We start from the raw sequence: 19,912 nt of genomic DNA, 5'->3' as shown, positions 1-19,912 counted from the left end.
ATGACTAAAATTTTTCGCCCGGATCCCGATAAGATTCATTATCCAGTACTATGGAGTAATCCTAGTGACTTCGCAAAATGTACAGATCTTAACTTTAAGAGCGTTAGAGGAAATTGGCATGCGTTTAATTTTGAGTTCTATAGAACAGGAAAATCCGAAGGGCGGGAGCCTGATGTTGCCTGTGTGACTCCAGGTTTCGCTTTTAGGAGAGATCTCAAAAAACTCTTATTTCCAGAGGGCAACCAAAACATCGAACTGTTGCCTATTATTGTTGCCGGCGAGGATTGGTATTTGGTAAATTGTTTGAATTCGATTCGTGAATACAATGAAAGTCGAAGTATCGTTCATAAGGACCCTGCTGGGTCCATATTTATGGTGCAGAGGCTGATTATCGATGAATTTCCGGTAGATAGCGAGGAACTCTTTACCATTGAAAATTCAAATCGCTCTACTATCTTCGTTACTGAGTCATTTGCAAATAGAGTAAAACACTTGAACCTCAAAGGTCTACAGTTCAAGCAAATAGGAGAGGTTAGCAACAAGTGACGAAGCAGCGAGCCCGGTTCTGCAATTTAGAACGGACTTAGCCGCGGAGAAATTTGAACGATCTGGTTAGCCGCTGCGCGGTCCGGTTCTGTTGCGTTGTCGATCAGAGGGTGAAATTTTCCCAGAATGGCACTGCGGCCCTCAAACTGGACGGACCTGTTCTGTCAGCGCATAAAATCGGTCGGCGAACGATATTGCATTCGCACCGTCAAGTGCGAACTAGCCCTTGCGGATCATGTGCATGAGCTCGGCAAACAGTGAGGTCACAAGTGTCGTTAAGCAAGCGGATAGCTCGATAAAGAACTTCCTTGATGGCGGGTATGGTAACTTGGCAGGCTGGGCTCTGTAGTGGTCAACCCATCCCGGACACTACGTTAAGTTTTTCTTCGGCGACGGCCGGTGCCAGTCCCTGGTTGAACTGATGTGGTCGTATCCAGTTATACCGGTGCATCAGGTAGTGGCTGATGTCCCGTTGTGCTTCCTGTGCCGTCATGTAACCAGTTGACGGCAGCCATTCAGTTTTGAAGCTGCGGAACAGCCGTTCCATCGGGGAGTTATCCCAACAATTTCCCCGACGGCTCATACTCTGTCGTATCCGATAGCGCCACAAGCGCTGACGGAATTTTCGACTGGCGTACTGGCTACCTTGATCCGAATGAAACAGCAGCCTCTGCGGTCGACCTCGCTGCTCGTAAGCCATTTCTGTTCTTTTGCATGCCGAATTGACCCACTCTGTTTGACCCTCCCTCCATTGCCTGGCGAACGCCGCCACTCGGTCGTAAGACCCCTTGAACCCCAATTCCGTCAAGCACTCCTATCCCCTACTCATTCAGATAAGTAGGATTGTGTGCTAAACGTGGGTCAATTTTCGATGCAAATTATGCGGCTAAGTGTGGCAGTTTTCGGTGCAAATCAACATCTGGGCGCCGCATTGTGTTGCGCGGGGAGGCACGCACTAGCGATGCACTGATCAGCTATCTGGGGGCGATGGCGGTGCAGGGGAGCTTCGACGAGGTGTATCTGGCGCACCAGAAGCGCATTCAACGCGCAGGCATGTCCCTTATATCGTTCGAAGTGCGTGCCGTTATTGCGGTCCGCGCCAGCAAATAGCGGTGTGTCGACGTGCCAGAGCTGTTCGCCCTGGCGCAGCAGCGTTGGCGTTAGAACTATCCTTAAGTGGTTGAAAATAATAAATATTTAATAATTGTGACTTTTTGCTAGTTTTCACAATGTTGAAATAAGGCAAACTTTGCCTAAAATTAATTAATGGCTTGTAATGATGGGCCGCCGCTTGGGGAAGCTATGTCTAGTTTGTCGTTGGCGTGCAGATGCGCGTGCGCAATTTTGTTTCGATTCTTTCGCACTATCGCCGCCGTTGTTGGCTTGTTGTTGTTTAGTCACAGCGCCATGGCGCAAATCACCTGGAGTAATGTATTTATTTCTCCAACCAGTGGGACGGTGGACCCGTCCACTGGCACCCTACAAGTCATCGCCTCCGGCAACGTTATCGCGTCTACAGGGGACACCGTGCAGTCGGTCAACCTTTATTACGACAACGTTCTCGTCAACACGCAATTCTACCCGGTCGTCATAGACGAAAAAAAAGATATGCCCATTAACGTGGCCAGATCTCCCTGGATGACGGTGCCTGTTAGACAAGGTACCCACTCTGTATGGCTCGAGGCGACAACCTACAACGGCAATACGCTGAATACGGCGACGTACACGATCAACGCCAATCCGGTGAGCTTAGTGAATGCGGCACGATATCTGGGACAAAACGTACCTTCAACCATGGTGGCGGGGCGTACCTATAACGTATCGGTGACGATGCAAAATACCGGCACGACCACGTGGGTGGCTGATCCCTCGCGTCCGTATCGACTCGGAGCCCAAGGCAATGCGGCGTTGTTCGGTGTAACTCGCGTTGAAGTGCCAGGGACTGTTGCGCCGGGCAATAGTGGCGTCTTTAATTTTACGTTGACGGCGCCAAGTAGTCCGGGAAGTTATGCCGTCCAGTGGAAAATGTTTCAGGAGAGCGTGGAATGGTTTGGCGACTTGACACCCAACATATCCATCAACGTGGTTGTGTCGCAACCAAGCGCAACGATTACCTGGCCCGCTGAAGGAGCAAGCTATCCGGCAATTGGTAGCACCGCCAGCGTATCCTTTACCGGCAGTGCTGCGCCAAGTAGTGGTGGCACATTGAGTAGTGTGCAATTGCGCGAGAACGGTGTGGCATTCGCTTCTGGATCCGCCAACACAATCAGCGGCAGCAAAGACCTCACCATCGGCACCCATGTCATTGAACTGTGGGTGGCGGACAACTTCGGGCAAACTATCAGTACCTATCGCACCGTCAATGTCACGCTTCCGGTTCCTGGTATAACCTGGACTGGCGTGGCAATTAGTCCGAAGAACGGAACGGCGGACCCATCCACCGGTAAGCTGAAAGTTGTTGCTTCCGGGCAGGTTACAACGACGATTGGCGACAGCGTGCAGTCAGTCAATTTGTATGATGACAACGTTATCGTTGCGTCGCAGCTCTTTTTTGTCAACTATGATGACAAAAAAAATATGCCAATCAATCAGCTGAGGGAGATCGCGATGTCAGCGTTGCTTTCTCCTGGCAGCCATTCCATGCGGCTTGAGGCAGCGACCTATAATGGTCAGAGTTACTTCTCGATTCCGTACGCAGTCAATATCGCTCCACCTCCCCCCATTAATGATGCGAAATATCTCGCTCAGAGCATACCGACAACGATGGTGGCCGGACAGACATATAGTGCGTCGGTCACTCTGCAAAATACCGGCAACACTACCTGGATCCCTGACCCGACGCGGCCATATCAGCTCGGGATCAAAAATCCAGGGAACACGACGACATTCGGTATCGGCCGCGTTAACGTGCCAGGAGCAATTGCGCCCGGCGCCAGCGCCGTCTTCAATTTTACGTTGACAGCTCCGCGTAATGCAGGAAGCTACGCCGTGCAGTGGCAAATGTTGCAGGAAAACGTGGCTTGGTTCGGTGACGCCGCGCCCAATGCGGCAGTGTCCGTAACGACGGCGAAACCGGTTGCCACGATTACTAGTCCTGCAGACGGCACGGTGTATTCGACCAGCGGAGACACAATGGTTGTCACCGTAAAGGGGAGCGCCAGCCAGGTCGGGGACGTGGCCATCACAAAACTAGAGCTGCTGGACGGCAATACGGTAATCGACGCTGGAGACGGCACTGTAAATTTCAATAAGGCGATTACGCTGCCATTGGGCCATCATGCGCTGGTGCTGAGGGCGACTAATGCGGCGAGCTTATCAGGCGACAGCCTGCCGGTGTCGGTGCGGGTGGTCAGTCAGGCACCTGGTGGCACAAGTGCCGTCAACATCACACCTCCGCATTTGGGCAATGAGAACGCAGGGACGTTGCCTGGCAATCTGAGCGTGGGGAACGACGGCGCGGCGCTCTACAGCATCGAACTCGCGGTACCACCGGGCACGGCTGGCATGCAGCCTGCGCTATCCCTGAGCTATTCGAGCAACGGCAGCAATGGCATGGTCGGCCTAGGCTGGTCGTTGGGTGGCCTTTCTACCATTCATCGTTGTCCGAAGACGGTAGGCCAGGATGGTGTTGCCGGCCGTATTTCATTCGATGGGGCCGATCGCCTATGCTTGGATGGCCAACGCCTGTTGCGTGCCGACGGTGGCAACCCCGGCGCTAGCCCGAGCGCACAGGACAGCGCGTACTGGGCTTCGGGCGCCCAATATCGTACCGAGATCGAAGGCTTTTCGCGTGTCACCCGGATTGCGGCCGGCTTCAAGGTCGAAGACAAGAACGGCCGGATCCGTTACTACGGCGTCAACGCGAATAGCGCCATCGCTGCCCAGGGGCGCGGCGACGGCCAAGCCCTGCTATGGGCGTTGTCTCGGGTGGAAGATCGTTCCGGCAATTACTTTACGGTAAGTTATGAGGTTGACGCCAGCACTGGCGAATACACGCCGGCGCAGATCCGCTATGGCGGCAACACCAATGCTGGCAGTTCGCCGGACCTTACGGTCCGCTTCAGTTACACCAGTCGTAACGATGCGCAGGTTCAATACATGGGAGGCTCGCGCAATGACCTGCGCAAGCTACTCTCGCATGTGCAGACGTATATCAATACTGCTGCGGATGGCAGCGGCGGCACGCTGGTGCGTGATTACGCGCTTGGCTACACCAATAGCGCCGGCAGCGGCCGCAGCTTGGTTAGCTGGGTACAGGTCTCAGCGTTCAACGCGTTGACCGGAATTGCCGAACCAATGCCACGCACCGACTTCAGTTACGGTGACGGTGGCCGACCCAAGCTGGTGCAAAAGAATAGCTTCGAATTCAATGTAATGGCAGACGGCGAGAATATACCAATCAAAACTTATACCGGAGACTTCCATGGCCTGGGGGAAACCTCGATTTTCGTTCCATGGCAGGTGTGCATGCCGGCAATGCCGAACTGCAATCTTCGCTACTTTAACGGAAAGCTTGCCGGACGTAGCAATAGCATTTCCGGTTGGGACGCCACATTGGATATGTCCCGGCTCACTGGTAAATATGATCAGATATTGACCGGCGACTTCAACGGCGATGGCCGCGATGACATCGTATTACTGGACTCAGGAGGGCGCAGTTGGGCTTACTGCCTAGCCCTGCCAGCTGGGCCCTATAACCCGCTATTCGCGGCATGTCAGACGGGAGGCGCGCTGCCCCCAATGCGGGATTTCAATCGAGACGGCGACTTGCCCACCTTGGCGAGTGTGGATAATGACGGCCGTTCGCAATTAATGTATTTTGATGCAGCTAATCAGGCGCATATATGCAGTTACAACGGCACCGTCAGTTGCCGCACGTTGCCGACCACCACGCCAGGGGGCGTTGTGACGACGGGCTTCATGCCGATCGAACTGAGCAAGCAAGGGCAATCGGATTTTTACATGATAAATAATCCAGACCTGCAAGGTGGTGTTATATCTTATTCATCTAACGTGACGGTATGCAGACGCAGCAAAGATTCTTTTCTGTGCGACCTGTTATCGTCGAACGGCATTGGCATGTCAGGCGCTGGCGCCGGCGATCTCAATGGCGATGGCCTGACAGACTTCTTCTACAGCGATAACGGAGGCAATAAGCTATGCCTGAGCAGCGAAACCGGTGTGAATTGCCGTCCGATGACGTCACGTGGTGTCGCACTCCCGGACATGGGATCTATTGGATTTGACTATTTCTTTGCCGGTGTCGCTGACATGTTGGGCGACGGCGTCAACCGCTACTGGGGGTATATCGGAAATACGTCGGTGCCTAATGCGCTGTGCAGATTGGCCGATGGTAGCGAAAAATGCCAAGAGGTTGATGTCAGCGGCATACCGGCAGAAACGCTTGCCATTATTCGGACTGGTTCCGGAAGCCGCTCGCGGCCGTTCACTATCGATGGCAGTGGCGTGCCGGCGGCACTCAATTGCAGCGAGGTTCCCAATTTTAAGGATTCCTCATACCGTCAATCGTGCTGGATCACGTCGCTCGTCATGCCCGCATCGCAGGATCGTCTCGTTTCGGTAACCAACGGCATTGGTCATAGCGCTGAGATCGACTATACACGAGGCGATGACAGTAGCGTCTATAGCCGCTTTGCCACAGTGGTCGGCACCGAGCGCCGCCCTGTCTATCCGCAAAAGTCAACCGTGCCGGGCGTCATGGCGAAACAACTGCGCCAGGCGAACGGACAAGGGGGCTGGATCACCAGCAACATGAACTATGCCGGTGCAATGTATGATGCTGGCGGTCGTGGTTCGCTGGGTTTCGCATTGATGCGCACTACTGATGCCACCACGGGTATTGCAGAGGAGACCATATTCTCGCAGACTTTTCCTTTGGTCGGCATGGTGGAAGCCAGCCGCCGTTTCAACAGCCGTTGCACACTCGAGAGTGTTACCAATCAACTGCAGCAGCAGTCGCAGTCGATGGGCAGCGGTGCTGTCAGTTACTTTCCATATATTAGCGGGACAGGTGTCAAGCGTTCGGATTTGGATTGCACTGCGCTGGGGACGGTGACGGTTACCAATCAGTACAATGATGGCTGGGGCAATCTTACCTCTCGGAATACTGTCACTGAGGGTGGTGGGCGCAATTTCGTACAAACAGATACCACCACCTATTTCACAGCGCCAGGATGGGTCCATTTATCGGGCCTGCCGCTGAGTATGGCAATTGCGCGCACCGACGGCGCCAGCCTCACGCGCAGCACAAGCTACACCTACAATAGTACGACGGGCCTGCGGGAAACCGAAACGGTCGAACCGAACAACCTTGCGCTCGCTGTGTTGACGACCTACGACCGCAGCGCCAACCAGTTCGGCCAGGTCAACAAAATCACGCAGAGTTGGACCAATCCGGCCTGCGCCGCTGCCGGCTGGCCGGAAGCAGGCTGCATATCCGCGCAATCGCGCACAGTGAGCGACACGACGTACGATGCCAAGGGACGCTTCCCGATTTCCGTCAAAAACGCAATGGGACACGCGACGAGCCAGGCATTTGACGACGCCACCGGCGCGCCGACCAGGCGTACAGATGCAAACAACCTGACGACAAACTGGACGGTGGACCGGTTTGGTCGCGTGATGGTTGAGTTGCGACCGGATGGCAACGAAATGCGCAACTATCTGAAACGTTGCGCCGGCGATTGCGCCTTCCATGCAACAACGGTGCAGATCAAGGAGGCATTCCATGGCAATGACCGTATCGCAGTACCACAGGTGGTGTACCGCGATAGTGCTGGCCATGTCGAGCGTAGCAAGACCTGGGGCTTCGACGGCACCCCCGTTGTGGTAGACCAGCGTTACGACGACCGCGGGCGATTGGTGGAAACCGATCAGCCGCGTTTCGATGGCGCTGCCGCCTATCTGGAAACTCGCTGGGGCTATGATGATTTGAATAGAACGATCAGCACCAGCTTGCCGGATGACGCAGGTACCGTGCGGACGACAAGCACGACTTACCGCGGACTGGAGATCGAGCACAAAAATCCCGCTGGACAAGTACGTACAGAAAACCACGACGTACTGGGCCAGTTGCGCCAGGTACTAGACTCTGGCTCGCCACGTGGCACGACCAGCTTTACCTATGAGCCCTTCGGTGGCTTGCAAACCACGCTAGACCCGAATGGGAACAGGATCACGGTAAATTATGATACGTGGGGTCGTAAGATAGGTTTGCGTGATCCCGATCTCGGATTTATCGAATACGCAGTCAATCCGCTAGGACAGGTATACCGGCAGATTAGCCCGGAACAACGCGCCAAGGGGACGCGGACCTGGATGGCCTACGATTTGCTGGGTCGCATGACCGCGCGCTATGAAAGTGACCTGGAAAGCCACTGGGTCCACGATACGGCGGCGAAAGGCGTGGGGCAGCTGGCGCGGGCGTACACCGGCCAGACGGCCACGCCCGATTACATCCGTACGCATAGCTACGACATCCTGGGCCGTCCTGCGCTGACGACACAGAAGCTTTACGATGGACTCTACTCGGCCACGCCGACATACGACTCGTGGGGGCGGCTGGTAAAGCAGACCTACAAGCGCGGCAATGATACCGCCAAGGATTTTAGCTTTGCATTCAACGGTTACGGCTACCCGTCACGCATTGAGCGCGGTCCGCTGGTGCTGTGGCAGGCAACGCAGCAGGATGCCGCCGGACGTGCGCGCAAAGTGCTACTGGGTAATGGCTTGATCCAGAACCGTGATTTCAATACCTATAGCGGCAGGCTGATACATGGCGGTGTATCGACGGCAAGCAGTGCAATGCGTCTTCAAGAAGACTATGTTTATGATGTGCTGGGCAATGTGAAGAATCGTAGCCAGTACTGGGACAGTAACGGCTTCCAGGAGAGCTTCGACTACGATACTTTGAACCGCCTGAAGAGTAGTCAGGTGCTGGGTAAAACAGCGCGCCTGTTCACCTACGACGCCGCAGGTAATATCACCAGCAAGACAGGGGTGGGTACCTACGCGTACAGGGCACAGGGCGAAACGGCGGTGCAGCCTCATGCGGTGCAAACCATCTCTGGTATCCCCGGCATCTACAGCTACGATACAAATGGCAACTTGTTGAATGGCGGCGGTCGCACGATCACTTGGACCAGCTTCGACATGCCGCAAACGATCAAGAAGGATGCGATCACGGCAACCTTTAACTACGGTCCTGAGCACCAGCGCGTTGGGCAGTTGCGCCGCGGTAACCAGGCGGGAGGCACCGATGAGCGCGTGATCTATGCGGGTGCACAGGAGGTGGAATCTGGCGTCAATGGTGGTATGAAGGTGAAGACTTACTGGCCGAACGGTATCGGTGTGGAAATCGATCAGGGCGGGACGACGCAGTTGCACTGGACGCATGTAGACCGTCTGGGTAGTCCTGTTGCCATGACCGGAGAAGACGGCACGATTCGCACGGATGGCAGGCTGGAGTACGATGCATGGGGCAAGCGCCGCAGCGTGGCCGACAATGACAACACCGACGACAGCATCGACGGGAAAATCGATAACCGAGGCTTCACTGGTCATGAAATGCTGGACCAGTTGGACTTGGTACACATGAACGGGAGGGTGTACGATCCGCTCACGGCTAAATTTTTGTCGGGTGACCCACTGGTCAGTGATCCCAAGAACGGGCAGAATTACAATCGTTATTCTTACGTATCAAATAACCCTATCAATTTAACCGACCCGACTGGATTTCTCGAGACACCGCTAGGAACCGCTATTCCCGGTGGCAGTCCTCCAGCTGGTTACTCGTGCGAGGGTAATTGCTCAGCTGTTGGTTCCGGTCGTGGTGATAAAAATGGGAACTCTGGCGACAAGGAAAGTAAAGCTGCAACTGGAGGGGGGGCAGCCGCTGGCCGAGTCGAAACGGCGAAGAAAGGATCGGCAAACAATACAGTTCGCGACGCAATGCTATCGAGCCCCAACCCAGCCGTTGCGCAGGGGGCGGCATGTGTGGGGCACGAAGGAGCTTGTGCCGGAGGACTCGGTTCCTTGCTCGGTGGTGGTTGGCTAGGTACCACCAAAGTTGGACAGGTAGTCTTGGGACTCTTTGGATTCGGGTCTCAGGTACAAAACATGGCTGACGGTATTCCTCCTACTGTTATTCCATCGGTTATTGTTGCCGGGTCAAAAGCAGAGGCTGCTGCTTTAAGGGCCGCAGATGCTGCGGCGCAGGGTGAGCTGAGTTTTGGACGAAAGTTAGACTTCCTCTTCAATAGAGGGATTGATCAATCCAATGCCTATAATGCAGCGCGTGCAGCTGGTAACGCGGGACGTATTGGAATTGCTGACAATCCACTCAATCGTGCAGAGGTTACCCGTTTATTCAACAATGCATATCGAGATTCATCTACCATTGTCCCTAGCTCCGTACCTGGTCGAACTATGCATGAATTCTTTCTTCCTGGAGTAACTAGCACTGGATCAAAAATTCAGTTCGTCGAAGAAGAAGGTCGGGTAATCACAATTATTTCTAAGTAAAAATATATGGCTATTACAACTATTGAATGGACCGGAGTCGAATCCAAAAGTGCTCTTGCTTCAGTTTTGCTAGATGAGGTTCCCATGGGACATGTCGAAACCGCTGACGCGAATACTTGGGGTTTTTTTTGCTTGCCAAATGGAGAGAAAATCACTGTTGGGTATGCTAATTTGGGTTTGGTGCCAATAGGGATTTTTATAAAAGAAAATATTTTTGTGGGGGTATGTGAAATTGTTGCATGTTTTAACTCCAATAATTTTGAGAAGAAGTTTTCATATAGAATGCCTTGTGTTTTCCATGAATTTATATTTTTTTCTGGAAAATTAATTCTTCGAGATGAAATTGGATTTATCAATATTTCATTTAATGGTGATGAGAGATGGAAATATCTGACTAATGGGCCAATTGATAAATTTGAAATAAATGAAAATTTCATTAAAGGAACTACTATTGATGATGAAGGATTTTATTTTTCTATATAAGTAACATAAAATCCTTTTTCTGGAGAGTGACAGTACGATGGAAGATGGCAGCCAACTTGGCACGAGACGGGGAGTCCCCGCTCCCCCGACCATTCCAATGGATGCTGACGATAGTGACCACGTGCATTCGTGGAAATGATCGGTTGAAAATTTGTGTCCATAATCCAAAATTGTGGGCACAAATACCGTGCCAAAATTCGATCATGGATGACGCTGGTCAGGCAGTCCAGACGGTGCTAGGAAGACGCTTACTCCTGCTCAGGGCGGACGCACTGATTCATCGGGTATAACGAATTGATTTAGATCCTGGCACCCGTCTTGTTCGCACTGGTTTGTTTGAAATCTCGAAAGACACCGATTCGACCGGGTTGGTATGGGTATAGCACTCGGGAGCGAACCAGTGAAATCGTGCAATAAAGAAATATCGATGTTATCCATATGCGCGGTATTAGCTGTACAGCTAATCTTAGCTCTCTTGGGGGCGGCGGAGCCCAGCGGCAATGAGATAATTCTCAAATGGCTCGGTGGCAGTTGAATTACACGTGGTTTTGACCTGCCACGCGGGCGTGTTTTGCATTTTGCGTTGACCCACAACCCATCCTGCGCAGCCCGATGTTACGCTCCGGTAGCATAGTGAGCATCCTGAATACTAATGAATTTTACAACCTATTAGTAGTGGACCTTAGTTAAAGACCGATTACTATTCACGGGTCGCAATGCGGCATTGCTTAAGTTCCACTACCTTTTGCGGCACGCCTCTTGACCAAGTCGTCTACTGGCACTGGCCACGAACAGTTCGTCTTGCAGTATGTGTATGGCGACTTCCGCCCACCCCATTCATTTGTACAGACATGCACCGACTGACAGCGAGACATAAATTGCATCAGACCGCTTTTGCCACTTGCTAGCCACAACCTTCACCTGTTTTCTACTGCCGAAATCTTGCTTGCGGCGGACTTCGTTCTCAGGCATGGCCGTGTCTCAGAGGGAAGAACGTGTGCTGATGTGCCAGGGCGTGAAGTTGCACTATGATCTCAAGCGATGAGCGAAAAAATGTAAACAACTGCGTGGAAAACGGCTATTTATTGACATTTTTTCTTTATGATTCTGTAGAAGCCTTGAGAACAAAAGCTTACAAGGCTGTTTACACTTTTTGTTGCGCATAAACGTTCTAAGACGCACTACGGCTCATTGCTGCATAACGCCTCGCAAATCCTGGATTTGCGAGGCGTTTTTATTTGTTGTTGTGGGTCTCTTTTTTTGCGGGTCTCTTTCAGGTGCTACGGGCGTTCAGCTCAAGCAGATAACCGCTCCCTTCCTTGATATATGTTGGTTATCGCCATCGTGGCTCCCCCTATAATTTAATCACTGCTTTCAGCACTCCATCTGCCATGCCACACCAGAATCGGGAGAAAATGGTGGCTATTTCGACCAAAGCGCCCCTGGTTGTCGATCTTGACGGCACGCTGACGCCAACCGATACCCTGCTGGAATCCGTCATCCAAGTGGTGAAGCGATCCCCGCTCAATGTGCTCCGCATGCCGTTCTGGCTCATGCGAGGGCGGGCGGGCTTCAAGGTAGCCATTGCGGCGCGTGCCGGCATCTCGGGCGAACACCTCCCTTACCGCGCGTCCCTGCTGGATTACCTGCGCGAGGAAAAGCGGCAGGGCCGCATGATTGTCCTGGCGACGGCGGCCCACCATTCGATTGCCCGCAACGTGGCCGGGCACCTGGGCCTGTTCGACAAGGTGCTGGCGACGCAGGACGGTCGCAATCTCAAGGGCAAGGCCAAGCTGCAAGCCATCCAGGAGCAGGTCGGGCCATGCTTTGTGTATGCCGGCGACAGCAAGGCAGATATTCCCATCTGGCAAGCCGCCGAGGCGGCGGTGCTGGTGGATGTCGCCTGGAATACGGCCCAAGCCGTGCGGCGGCACGTTCCGATCGAACGCGAGTTTCCGGGAGCGAGCGGCGGGCTTGGTGTGTGGCTCAAAGCCCTGCGTGTCCACCAGTGGTTAAAGAATCTGTTGCTGTTCGTGCCCCTGCTGACGGCATTTTCCTTCCTCGACCTGGGCAAGATGGGCACCATGGCCGTGGCTTTCCTGGCGTTCTCCTTGGCGGCCTCCGCCACCTACATGGTCAACGACCTGTGGGACCTGGAAAGCGACAGGGCGCACCCCCGCAAGCGGCTTCGCCCTTTTGCCAGCGGCCGCCTGCCGATTCTGAAGGGCCTGGTCGTGGCCGCGGGGGCCTTGCTCCTGGCCCTCGTTCTGGCCTGGTCCGTGTCGAATGCCTTTCTCCTGATGCTCGTGCTTTACCTGGTGCTGACCAGCGCGTATAGCTGGGTGCTCAAGGAATACGTGCTGATCGACGTGCTGATGCTGTCCTTGCTGTATACCTTGCGCATCCTGGCCGGTTCCGTTGCCATTGGCACTGCCACGAGTTCCTGGTTGCTGGCCTTCTCGGTCTTCATGTTCCTCAGCCTCGCGCTGGTGAAGCGCTGTGCGGAGCTGGTCACCCTGGAGGGAAATGGCAAGGCAGCCACGCGTGGACGGGATTACCGGGTGAGCGACCTGGCCGTGTTGTGGCCCCTGGGGGGCGGGGCGGCCCTCTCCGCCGTGGTGGTGTTCGGACTGTTCATCAGTGCGCCGGAAACGCAGGGGCGCTACGGCACCCCGCAGATGCTGTGGCTGGTTGCCCTGGGATTGATTTACTGGCTTGCGCGCCTGTGGGTGAAAACTTCCCGAGGTGAAATGCACGATGACCCGGTGATCTACGCCCTCAAGGACCACGGCAGCCGCATGACCGTCTGCGCCATGGTGGCCGTCATGCTGGGCGCGCATTTTCTGGTGTTGGGTACTTACCCATGAACACGTTCTGCATTGCCATCCTGAGCATCGCGCTATCCGTCATGGCGCAGTTCTCATTGAAGACCGGCATGTCCGGTGACGGGGTGCAGGCGATGATGGCGCAGCCCAAGTCCTTCATGACCCTCATGCATATCCTCACGGACAAGTATGTACTGGGGGGATTCCTCCTGTATGGCCTGGGAGCGGTGGCCTGGCTGGGCGTGCTGTCGCAATGGGAAGTGAGCAAGGCCTATCCGCTGGCAGGCCTGGGATTCGTGCTCACCCTGCCAATCGCCTGCCTGCTGGGCGAGCAGGTCAGCCTGTCCCGTGTGATGGGCGTGGCGCTGATTTGTGCGGGGGTGTTTTTGGTGGGGAGGAGTTGATGAATGACAAGCATGATGCCCAACAACAGCGAGATTGGCTGTGGCTGGCAATCATCGCCGGCATCGGCCTCGCCCTGAGGGCGGCGGCAATTGCGGGCTTCCAGCATGTGCCGGAAGGCGATGAACTTGCCTACCGGAGCATGGCGCTTAACTTGCTTGGCGGGAATGGCATCGTCGACAGCATGGGTAACCGCGCGATGTATAACGTGGGCTATCCCCTGTTGATACTCGCGCCTGTCTTTTTTCTCTTTGGCGACGATCTCCTGGCGGTTCGCCTGGTGAACATGTGCCTGGGCGGCGCGGCAATCGTGCTGTGCTACCTGGTGGCCAAAGAGGCTGGCGCAGGCCGGTCGGGGCGTCTCATCGCCGCGGCTGCCTGGGCGCTCTATCTGCCAGGCGGCATCTACGGGATTTATCTGGCGAAGGAAAACCTGATGATTCCCCTGATGCTGGGTGTCATGTGGTGTGCGCTGAGACTGGCACGCCAGCCCTCGAAGAGCGTGGCGACCGGGTGCGGAGTACTGTTCGGTCTGTTGGCACTGACGGGTAACGCCGCCTTGTCACTGCTTGCAGTCCTTGCATGGGCGCTGCTGCTGTCTCCCGCATCGACGGCCCGGCGGGCAAGCCTGGCCATGCTCGCGCTGTCAGCGGCGCTGGTGATCTCCGGCCCATGGCTGCTCCGGAACATGCAAGTGATAGGCGCCCCTGTCTTGAACACCAATGGCGGCTTCAATCTGTATTTGGGTAACAATCCCGCCGCGACTGGCATGTTCATTTCCATCTCGGAAACACCACGCGGCCCCACCTGGGATGCCCTTCGGAAAACGGGGGAAGTCCAGGCTTCCGAGACCTTGAAACAGGAGGCCATTTCCTGGGCGAAGGCCCACCCGGCAGCGTTCCTGGCATTGGCGCTGAAAAAAGCGGCATACTTCTGGACGCCTCCCCTGCATGCGGGAAAAGGCAACCAGTCGCCGGCAGAAAAGCTTGTGCGTTTGCTGTGGGCGATACAGTTCCTGCTCCTGATTGCTGGTGCTATCGGGACTGTGCTGATGCGAAAATTAAGGAATCGGCAGGTCGCCCTGCTCTGGCTGGCGCTTGCGTGCTACACGGGCGTTCACATGCTGTTTTACGTGATCTTCCGATACCGTGAACCCATGATGCCGGTCCTGGCAGTGATGACGGGCCTGGTGCTGGAATCGCTCGTGGCCGCCCGACGCCAGGCAGCGCATCCGGCCAGATAAGACAGGGGCGGCGCTCCCGCATCTTAATGGCCCCTTGCAATAACATGGGGAGCATGTGGTGGCGCACGCGCCTCTTGCGCTGTCATGGCCGCGGAGACTCAATTGCGCAGCCGCATCTCCAGGCTGTAGCTGGCCACGGCATTCCTGCGCGCCGCATTGCGCATCAAATACACTTGCACCGTGTACTCGCCATCGGCCGGCAGTGTTGCCTCGTAACTGTTGCCGCCGCTCGAGCCGATGAACAGGGCGTCCTCCTGCCCGGCTTGACGGAGGTTGAAATAATTCGACGGTTGATTGGTCTTGAGCTTGACGCCGAGAGTCTGGCCCGCCTTGCCTGCCAGCGTGTATTCGGCCGTGGCATAGCCCTTGATCTTGCCTTTCACGCTGAGCGCAGCCTTGCCTGCCGTTAGCTCTACTGTTTCCTTGTGGACAGCATCGGCGCTCCAGGCGGGCGCCGTGAAAATGAGGGCCGCCAGCAGCAGGCTGGCGCGGATGGGCAGGTGACGATGCAGCATAAGCAATTTCCCTTGAACGTGGTGCCGGCGCACTCGCCGACGATACCGTCCATCTTACGCCAGGCGCGCGGTGGCGGCATCTTGATTGGCGCCGGCGTGATGTATGCCTATAATTCCTATTGTTCGGCATAAGCGGACAGATAATGGCGGGTTGAACATGCCCGCTTGATTATTTTTATATCGCTGAGCGTAGCGTGGCTGCAATATGCTGTGCGTATATTACGGCCATTGGTGCGCAGATAATGTCACTGGCTTAATTGAAGAAAAATCTTGTAATGCATATAGCTGTCGATTCATCAGGTTCGCAATGGCTGGTTCTGGAGCGCATATTCGGCAAGGAAAAGGGATGGCTGCTTGCATCGCTGGCGAATTTTCAAAAAAGAAAATATCTATTTCTCTTGTGCGATGTGCTGGCATTGATTTTCATCCTGATCGGACTGGCGTGGACTTTGTATCCAGGACGTATTTTTCTGCAATCTTTTCCAGTCAGCATAGTGTTATTGCTACTGGCCGGCAAAGGGCTGCGTTTTAAAACGGCCGCCGTGCCGCCCGTGGCCGGCCGGGAACGACTGGATATCTTTTTAAAAATCCATCTGGGACTATTGCTCCTTGCCATGGTGTTCTGTGTGGTACAGGTGGGATGTGCGCTGCGCCAGATCTTTTTTCTGGCCTGAAAAAGTACCGGGCCCGCCGTAAACAAAACAGGCCGCGCTTTCACGGATAGGGCGGCCTGTTTGCGTTGCATCAAGGTTCCATTGCAGCCTTAATTCACGCTGACTTCCTTGCGGTTATCGCGCGAGACCCGGTCGATCATCTTGTTGTACGGATCGACACCCACTTCAAATGGTTTTTCCTTCACCGTGATGGTGACCACGGGGTCGCTGCCGGACAACATGCGCTTGTCGGTGAACAAGACTTTTTCATCCTTCTCCCCGGCGCCCGGCGCGCGCGCGAAGATGGCGATCTCCACCGGTTCATCGTAGGCGCGCGGGCTTTCCTTGCCCTTGCCGTCGGACTCCAGCTTGGCCAGGTGCAATTGCATGGTGACATCCCATTGCCCATCCGGGCGCTTGACGGCCGTCGCTTGCGTGACGCGGTTATCGTAGAACACGATCTTCTCGAACAGGTCCGTGATCAGGGCTTGCTTGTCCTGCGGCGCTTCGGCGCGGATGTAGGCCAGCAATTCCGACGATGTGGTGAACGGCGCCTGCTGGTAACCCTTGTCCTGCAGATAGCGTTTCAGGGCACGGTTCAGGGCGGCTTCGCCGATTTCATCGCGCAGGCGGTAGAACACCAGGCTGCCCTTGTTGTAGTGGATGTATTGCTGTCCTTCCACACGCGCCAGCGGCAATTCCTCGATGGCTTCGCCGCCGCGCCCGCTCAGGTAGCGGTCCAGTTCATAGCGCAGGAAGCGGCGCATCTTGTCGCGGCCGTATTCCTTTTCCATCACCATCAAGGCCGAATATTGCGCCAGCGATTCCATCAGCATGCTGGCACCCTGCACATTGGCGCCGATCACCTGGTGGCCCCACCACTGGTGCGCCATTTCATGCGCCGTGACGTAGAACACATAGTCGATGTCATCCTTGTTGCGCAGGTCGGCGATGAAGCCGATGCCTTCCGAATACGGAATCGTATTGGCAAACGACTGGGCGAAGCTCTGGTAGCCGGGGAATTCCAGGATGCGCACCTGCTTGTGCTGGTAGGGCGTAAACTCGGTGCTGTAATAGTCGAGCGACTTTTGCACGGACGTGATCATGCGATCCGTGTTGTAGCCGTGTTTCTTGTCGAAATAAATTTCGATCGGCAAACCGCGCCACGCACCTTTCTTGACTTCCCAGCGCGCCGACAGGTAGGCAAAGAACGGCAGCATCGGCTGGTCCATCTTGTAGCGGTAATAGCGGCGGCCATCCTTTTCCCAGCTGCCTTGCAGATAGCCGGGCGCCAGGGCGATCTGCTCGCCGCTGGTGGACACCGTCGTGTCGAAATGGATCCAGTCGGCATCGCCGCCCAGCACCGTGTTGCCATACGCGGACGTGTCTTCCAGCTTGGCCATGCGCTGCGGTTCGCCCAGGCCCCGCTTGCGGCGTTCATTGCGGTCAAGCAATTCCATTTCCTTCGCATAGCCGAAGTGGGGGAAATAAGCCTGGTTGTTGAAGAAGCTGCCGTTCAGGTTGACCTGGTCCGGCGCGCCGCTGTTGGTGAAACCCTGGTGCGTGACGGCCACCGTGAAGTCCAGCGGCAGGGTGGCGCCGGGCGCCAGCGCTTGCGCCAGCTTGAGGATGCTGAAACCGAGCTCCTTGTCGTCGAGTACGACCTTGTGCGCCGGCAAGTTCAACCACGTCGTCTTCAGTTGCGGGTCGAGCTGGATGCGCAGGGTATCGAGCGGCTGCGCCGTCTTGTTTTGCAGCACATAATGGCCCTTGATCAAGACTTTACGTTGCTCAGGATAAATATCCACATTGGCCTGGACATCCGTGATCTTCGGCTGGGGCAAGTGCTGGTAGCGCTGGTACAGTTTTTCGTAGCGCGCCTGCTTGTCCATGCCGATGTTCGACGTCTCGTACTTGTTCAGCACGTTCGTGTTGTAGAAGATCCAGCCGCCCGTGCCTGCCCAACACAGCAGCACCACGGCCAGCGCGGCGCCTGCACGGCCTTGCAGGCGCTGATGGGCCAGGCCCAGGCGCGCGCGCCAGCCGTTCGGCAGGCCGCGCACCCAGAACGCCTGCGCCAGCATGACGAGGGCCACGGTAAACAGGCTCCAGTACAGCGCGAACCAGGCCCAGCCCGTCAAGAAGTGGCCATAGCCATTCATGTCCGAATACGGGATGGCCGGCGTGCCGCCAAACGCGTACAGATTGTGTTCGAAGTGCAGCATGCCCTGCACCGCTTGCGCCACCATCAGCAGGATCACCAGTAGGTAGCCGATGAACTTGTTATTCGACAACACTTGCAGGGTGAGGGCGCACAAGCCCATCAGCACGAAGAAGAGGGCGCCCAGCAGGGTGCCTTTCAGGTACAGCCCCAGTTCCACGGGCGCGCCGCCCTTGACGAGCTGGAAGCCGATGGCCGTGAGGACGCCCGCCAGCAGGTAGCCGGCGATGACGCCGATCAGGGCCGTGCATTTGGCCAGCAGGGGAACCCAGTCGGGCACGGGCATAGCGTCGCTGACGTCGGCGATCCGCGCTTGCCGTTCCTTGAAGATCAGTTCGCCCGCATAGAAGGTGACGATGATGATCAGGAGGAAGCTGAAGCTGTTGCTGATCTGCTGTAACAGCAAATGTGTCATCGGATACACGGCCGTGCCATACATATTCTTGCCGACATTCGCGGCAGCGATCAGGTTGATCATGCCGAACAGCAGCATGACGAGGAAGGGCAGGCTCTTGAAGACGCCGACGGCGTCGAAGCGCAGGATTTGCCACCACTGGCGCCAGGCCGTCGCGGCCGTCAAGGTGGGGATGCTGCGCGGCAGGTCCCGCGGCGCCGTGACGGCGGGGCCGCCCGTTTCGGCCTTGTGCTTGCCGAACAGGCGTTTTCCCGTGCCCGTGCGCTGCGGCTTGAACAGGATCACGGTGGCGGCGAACAGCACCGCCGTGATACCCAGCCACAGCAGGCGGTTGGCCAGCAGGAAGCCGGCAAATGGCGGCAACCCCGCGTTTGCTTCGGCGGACGTGAAGTAGCGCGTCATGCGGCCCAGGGCGCGCATGCCGAACGGGTCGAGCAGGACGGCGATCCATTCGTTGTTGATATCGCGCGTAAAGGCGCCGGCCGTGCCCCACAGCACGAAAAAGCCCAGCACGCCCACGTAGACCAGCATCATCGAGCGCGTGGTGGCCGCCAGCAGCATCAGCAGGGCGCCGATGAAGAGCAGGTTGGGGATCACCATCACGGCGAAGCTCCACGCATACGCCTGCAGCGGGAACGCGCCCACGCGCTGCGCATCGACCCAGGGCATGAGGGGGCCGAGCATGGTGCCGAAGGCGATGCAGGCGAAGATGACCAGGCAGGCGACAAAGCCGGCGGCGAAGCGGCCGAACAGGTAATCCCATTTACGCATGGGCGTGGCGAACAGCATGTCGGCCATGCCCACTTCGCTGTCGCGCAGCACGGCGCCGGCGATGAAGATGGTGATGAGCAACATTGACAGCAGGCTGAACATCGTCAGCAGCTGCGCCACCACGGTGGGCGCATTGCGGTTGATGTTGCCGATGGCACCGCCGATCTGGATCGAATCGCTGCTGCTGGCACCAAAGGCCAGCAAGGCCAGGATGACGGCAAATACCCACAGCAGCGGCTGTTTCAGCTGATAGCCGAGGTCAAACTTGAAAAATTCCTTCCACATGGCGCGCTCC

The 19,912-nt window shown here is 56.1% G+C and carries 10 protein-coding genes and 1 pseudogene; 8 read left to right on the top strand and 3 right to left on the bottom strand.

Going from position 1 to position 19,912, the window contains the following annotated elements:
- Complete coding sequence (locus O3301_RS23455) at nt 1-546, top strand: hypothetical protein (protein WP_305057649.1); 546 nt, start codon at nt 1-3, stop codon at nt 544-546.
- A 352-nt stretch (nt 547-898) separates the two neighbouring features.
- Here O3301_RS23455 and O3301_RS23450 read toward each other — a convergent pair.
- Nucleotides 899-1,258: pseudogene (locus O3301_RS23450) on the bottom strand (integrase core domain-containing protein); the annotation flags it as partial.
- Nucleotides 1,259-1,953: 695 nt separating this feature from the next.
- Between O3301_RS23450 and O3301_RS23445 the strand changes: the two are divergent.
- The 5 genes from O3301_RS23445 to O3301_RS23425 all read left to right on the top strand — a co-directional run bounded on the left by O3301_RS23445 (nt 1,954) and on the right by O3301_RS23425 (nt 15,042).
- Complete coding sequence (locus O3301_RS23445) at nt 1,954-10,089, top strand: NBR1-Ig-like domain-containing protein (RefSeq protein ID WP_305057648.1); 8,136 nt, start codon at nt 1,954-1,956, stop codon at nt 10,087-10,089.
- Nucleotides 10,090-10,095: 6 nt separating this feature from the next.
- On the top strand, nt 10,096-10,572 hold the full coding sequence (locus tag O3301_RS23440; RefSeq protein WP_305057647.1) for a hypothetical protein: 477 nt from the start codon (nt 10,096-10,098) through the stop codon (nt 10,570-10,572).
- 1,391 nt (nt 10,573-11,963) lie between these two features.
- Nucleotides 11,964-13,439: a UbiA family prenyltransferase gene (locus tag O3301_RS23435; RefSeq protein ID WP_305057646.1), complete on the top strand. Its 1,476-nt coding sequence runs from the start codon at nt 11,964-11,966 to the stop codon at nt 13,437-13,439.
- Nucleotides 13,436-13,801, top strand: coding sequence for a hypothetical protein (locus O3301_RS23430; protein ID WP_289914025.1), 366 nt, complete (start codon nt 13,436-13,438; stop codon nt 13,799-13,801). Before O3301_RS23435 ends, O3301_RS23430 begins: the two co-directional genes overlap by 4 nt.
- A complete protein-coding gene (locus O3301_RS23425) occupies nt 13,801-15,042 on the top strand; it encodes a glycosyltransferase family 39 protein (protein WP_305057645.1) in 1,242 nt (413 codons plus the stop codon). The genes O3301_RS23430 and O3301_RS23425 overlap by 1 nt, the downstream gene beginning before the upstream one ends.
- A gap of 98 nt (nt 15,043-15,140) precedes the next feature.
- Here O3301_RS23425 and O3301_RS23420 read toward each other — a convergent pair whose 3' ends face one another.
- Nucleotides 15,141-15,557 (bottom strand): hypothetical protein, encoded by a 417-nt coding sequence (locus tag O3301_RS23420; protein ID WP_305057644.1) that lies wholly within the window; start codon nt 15,555-15,557, stop codon nt 15,141-15,143.
- On the opposite strand from O3301_RS23420, the gene O3301_RS23415 reads away from it, so the two are divergent.
- Together O3301_RS23415 and O3301_RS23410 are read left to right on the top strand one after the other, a co-directional pair.
- Nucleotides 15,549-15,689, top strand: coding sequence for a hypothetical protein (locus O3301_RS23415; RefSeq protein ID WP_305057643.1), 141 nt, complete (start codon nt 15,549-15,551; stop codon nt 15,687-15,689). The two genes, O3301_RS23420 and O3301_RS23415, sit on opposite strands and share 9 nt — an antisense overlap.
- Before the next feature lie 143 nt (nt 15,690-15,832).
- Nucleotides 15,833-16,231: a hypothetical protein gene (locus O3301_RS23410; RefSeq protein WP_305057642.1), complete on the top strand. Its 399-nt coding sequence runs from the start codon at nt 15,833-15,835 to the stop codon at nt 16,229-16,231.
- Between the two features lie 89 nt (nt 16,232-16,320).
- Here O3301_RS23410 and O3301_RS23405 read toward each other — a convergent pair whose 3' ends face one another.
- On the bottom strand, nt 16,321-19,902 hold the full coding sequence (locus O3301_RS23405; RefSeq protein ID WP_305057641.1) for a M1 family aminopeptidase: 3,582 nt from the start codon (nt 19,900-19,902) through the stop codon (nt 16,321-16,323).
- Nucleotides 19,903-19,912 lie beyond the last annotated feature (10 nt).

The sequence above is a fragment of the Janthinobacterium sp. SUN211 genome, from assembly GCF_030587315.1.
Classification (GTDB): domain Bacteria; phylum Pseudomonadota; class Gammaproteobacteria; order Burkholderiales; family Burkholderiaceae_D; genus Janthinobacterium; species Janthinobacterium kumbetense.
Note: the sequence above shows the minus strand (reverse complement) of the source record. Positions and strands in the feature narration are given on the sequence as shown.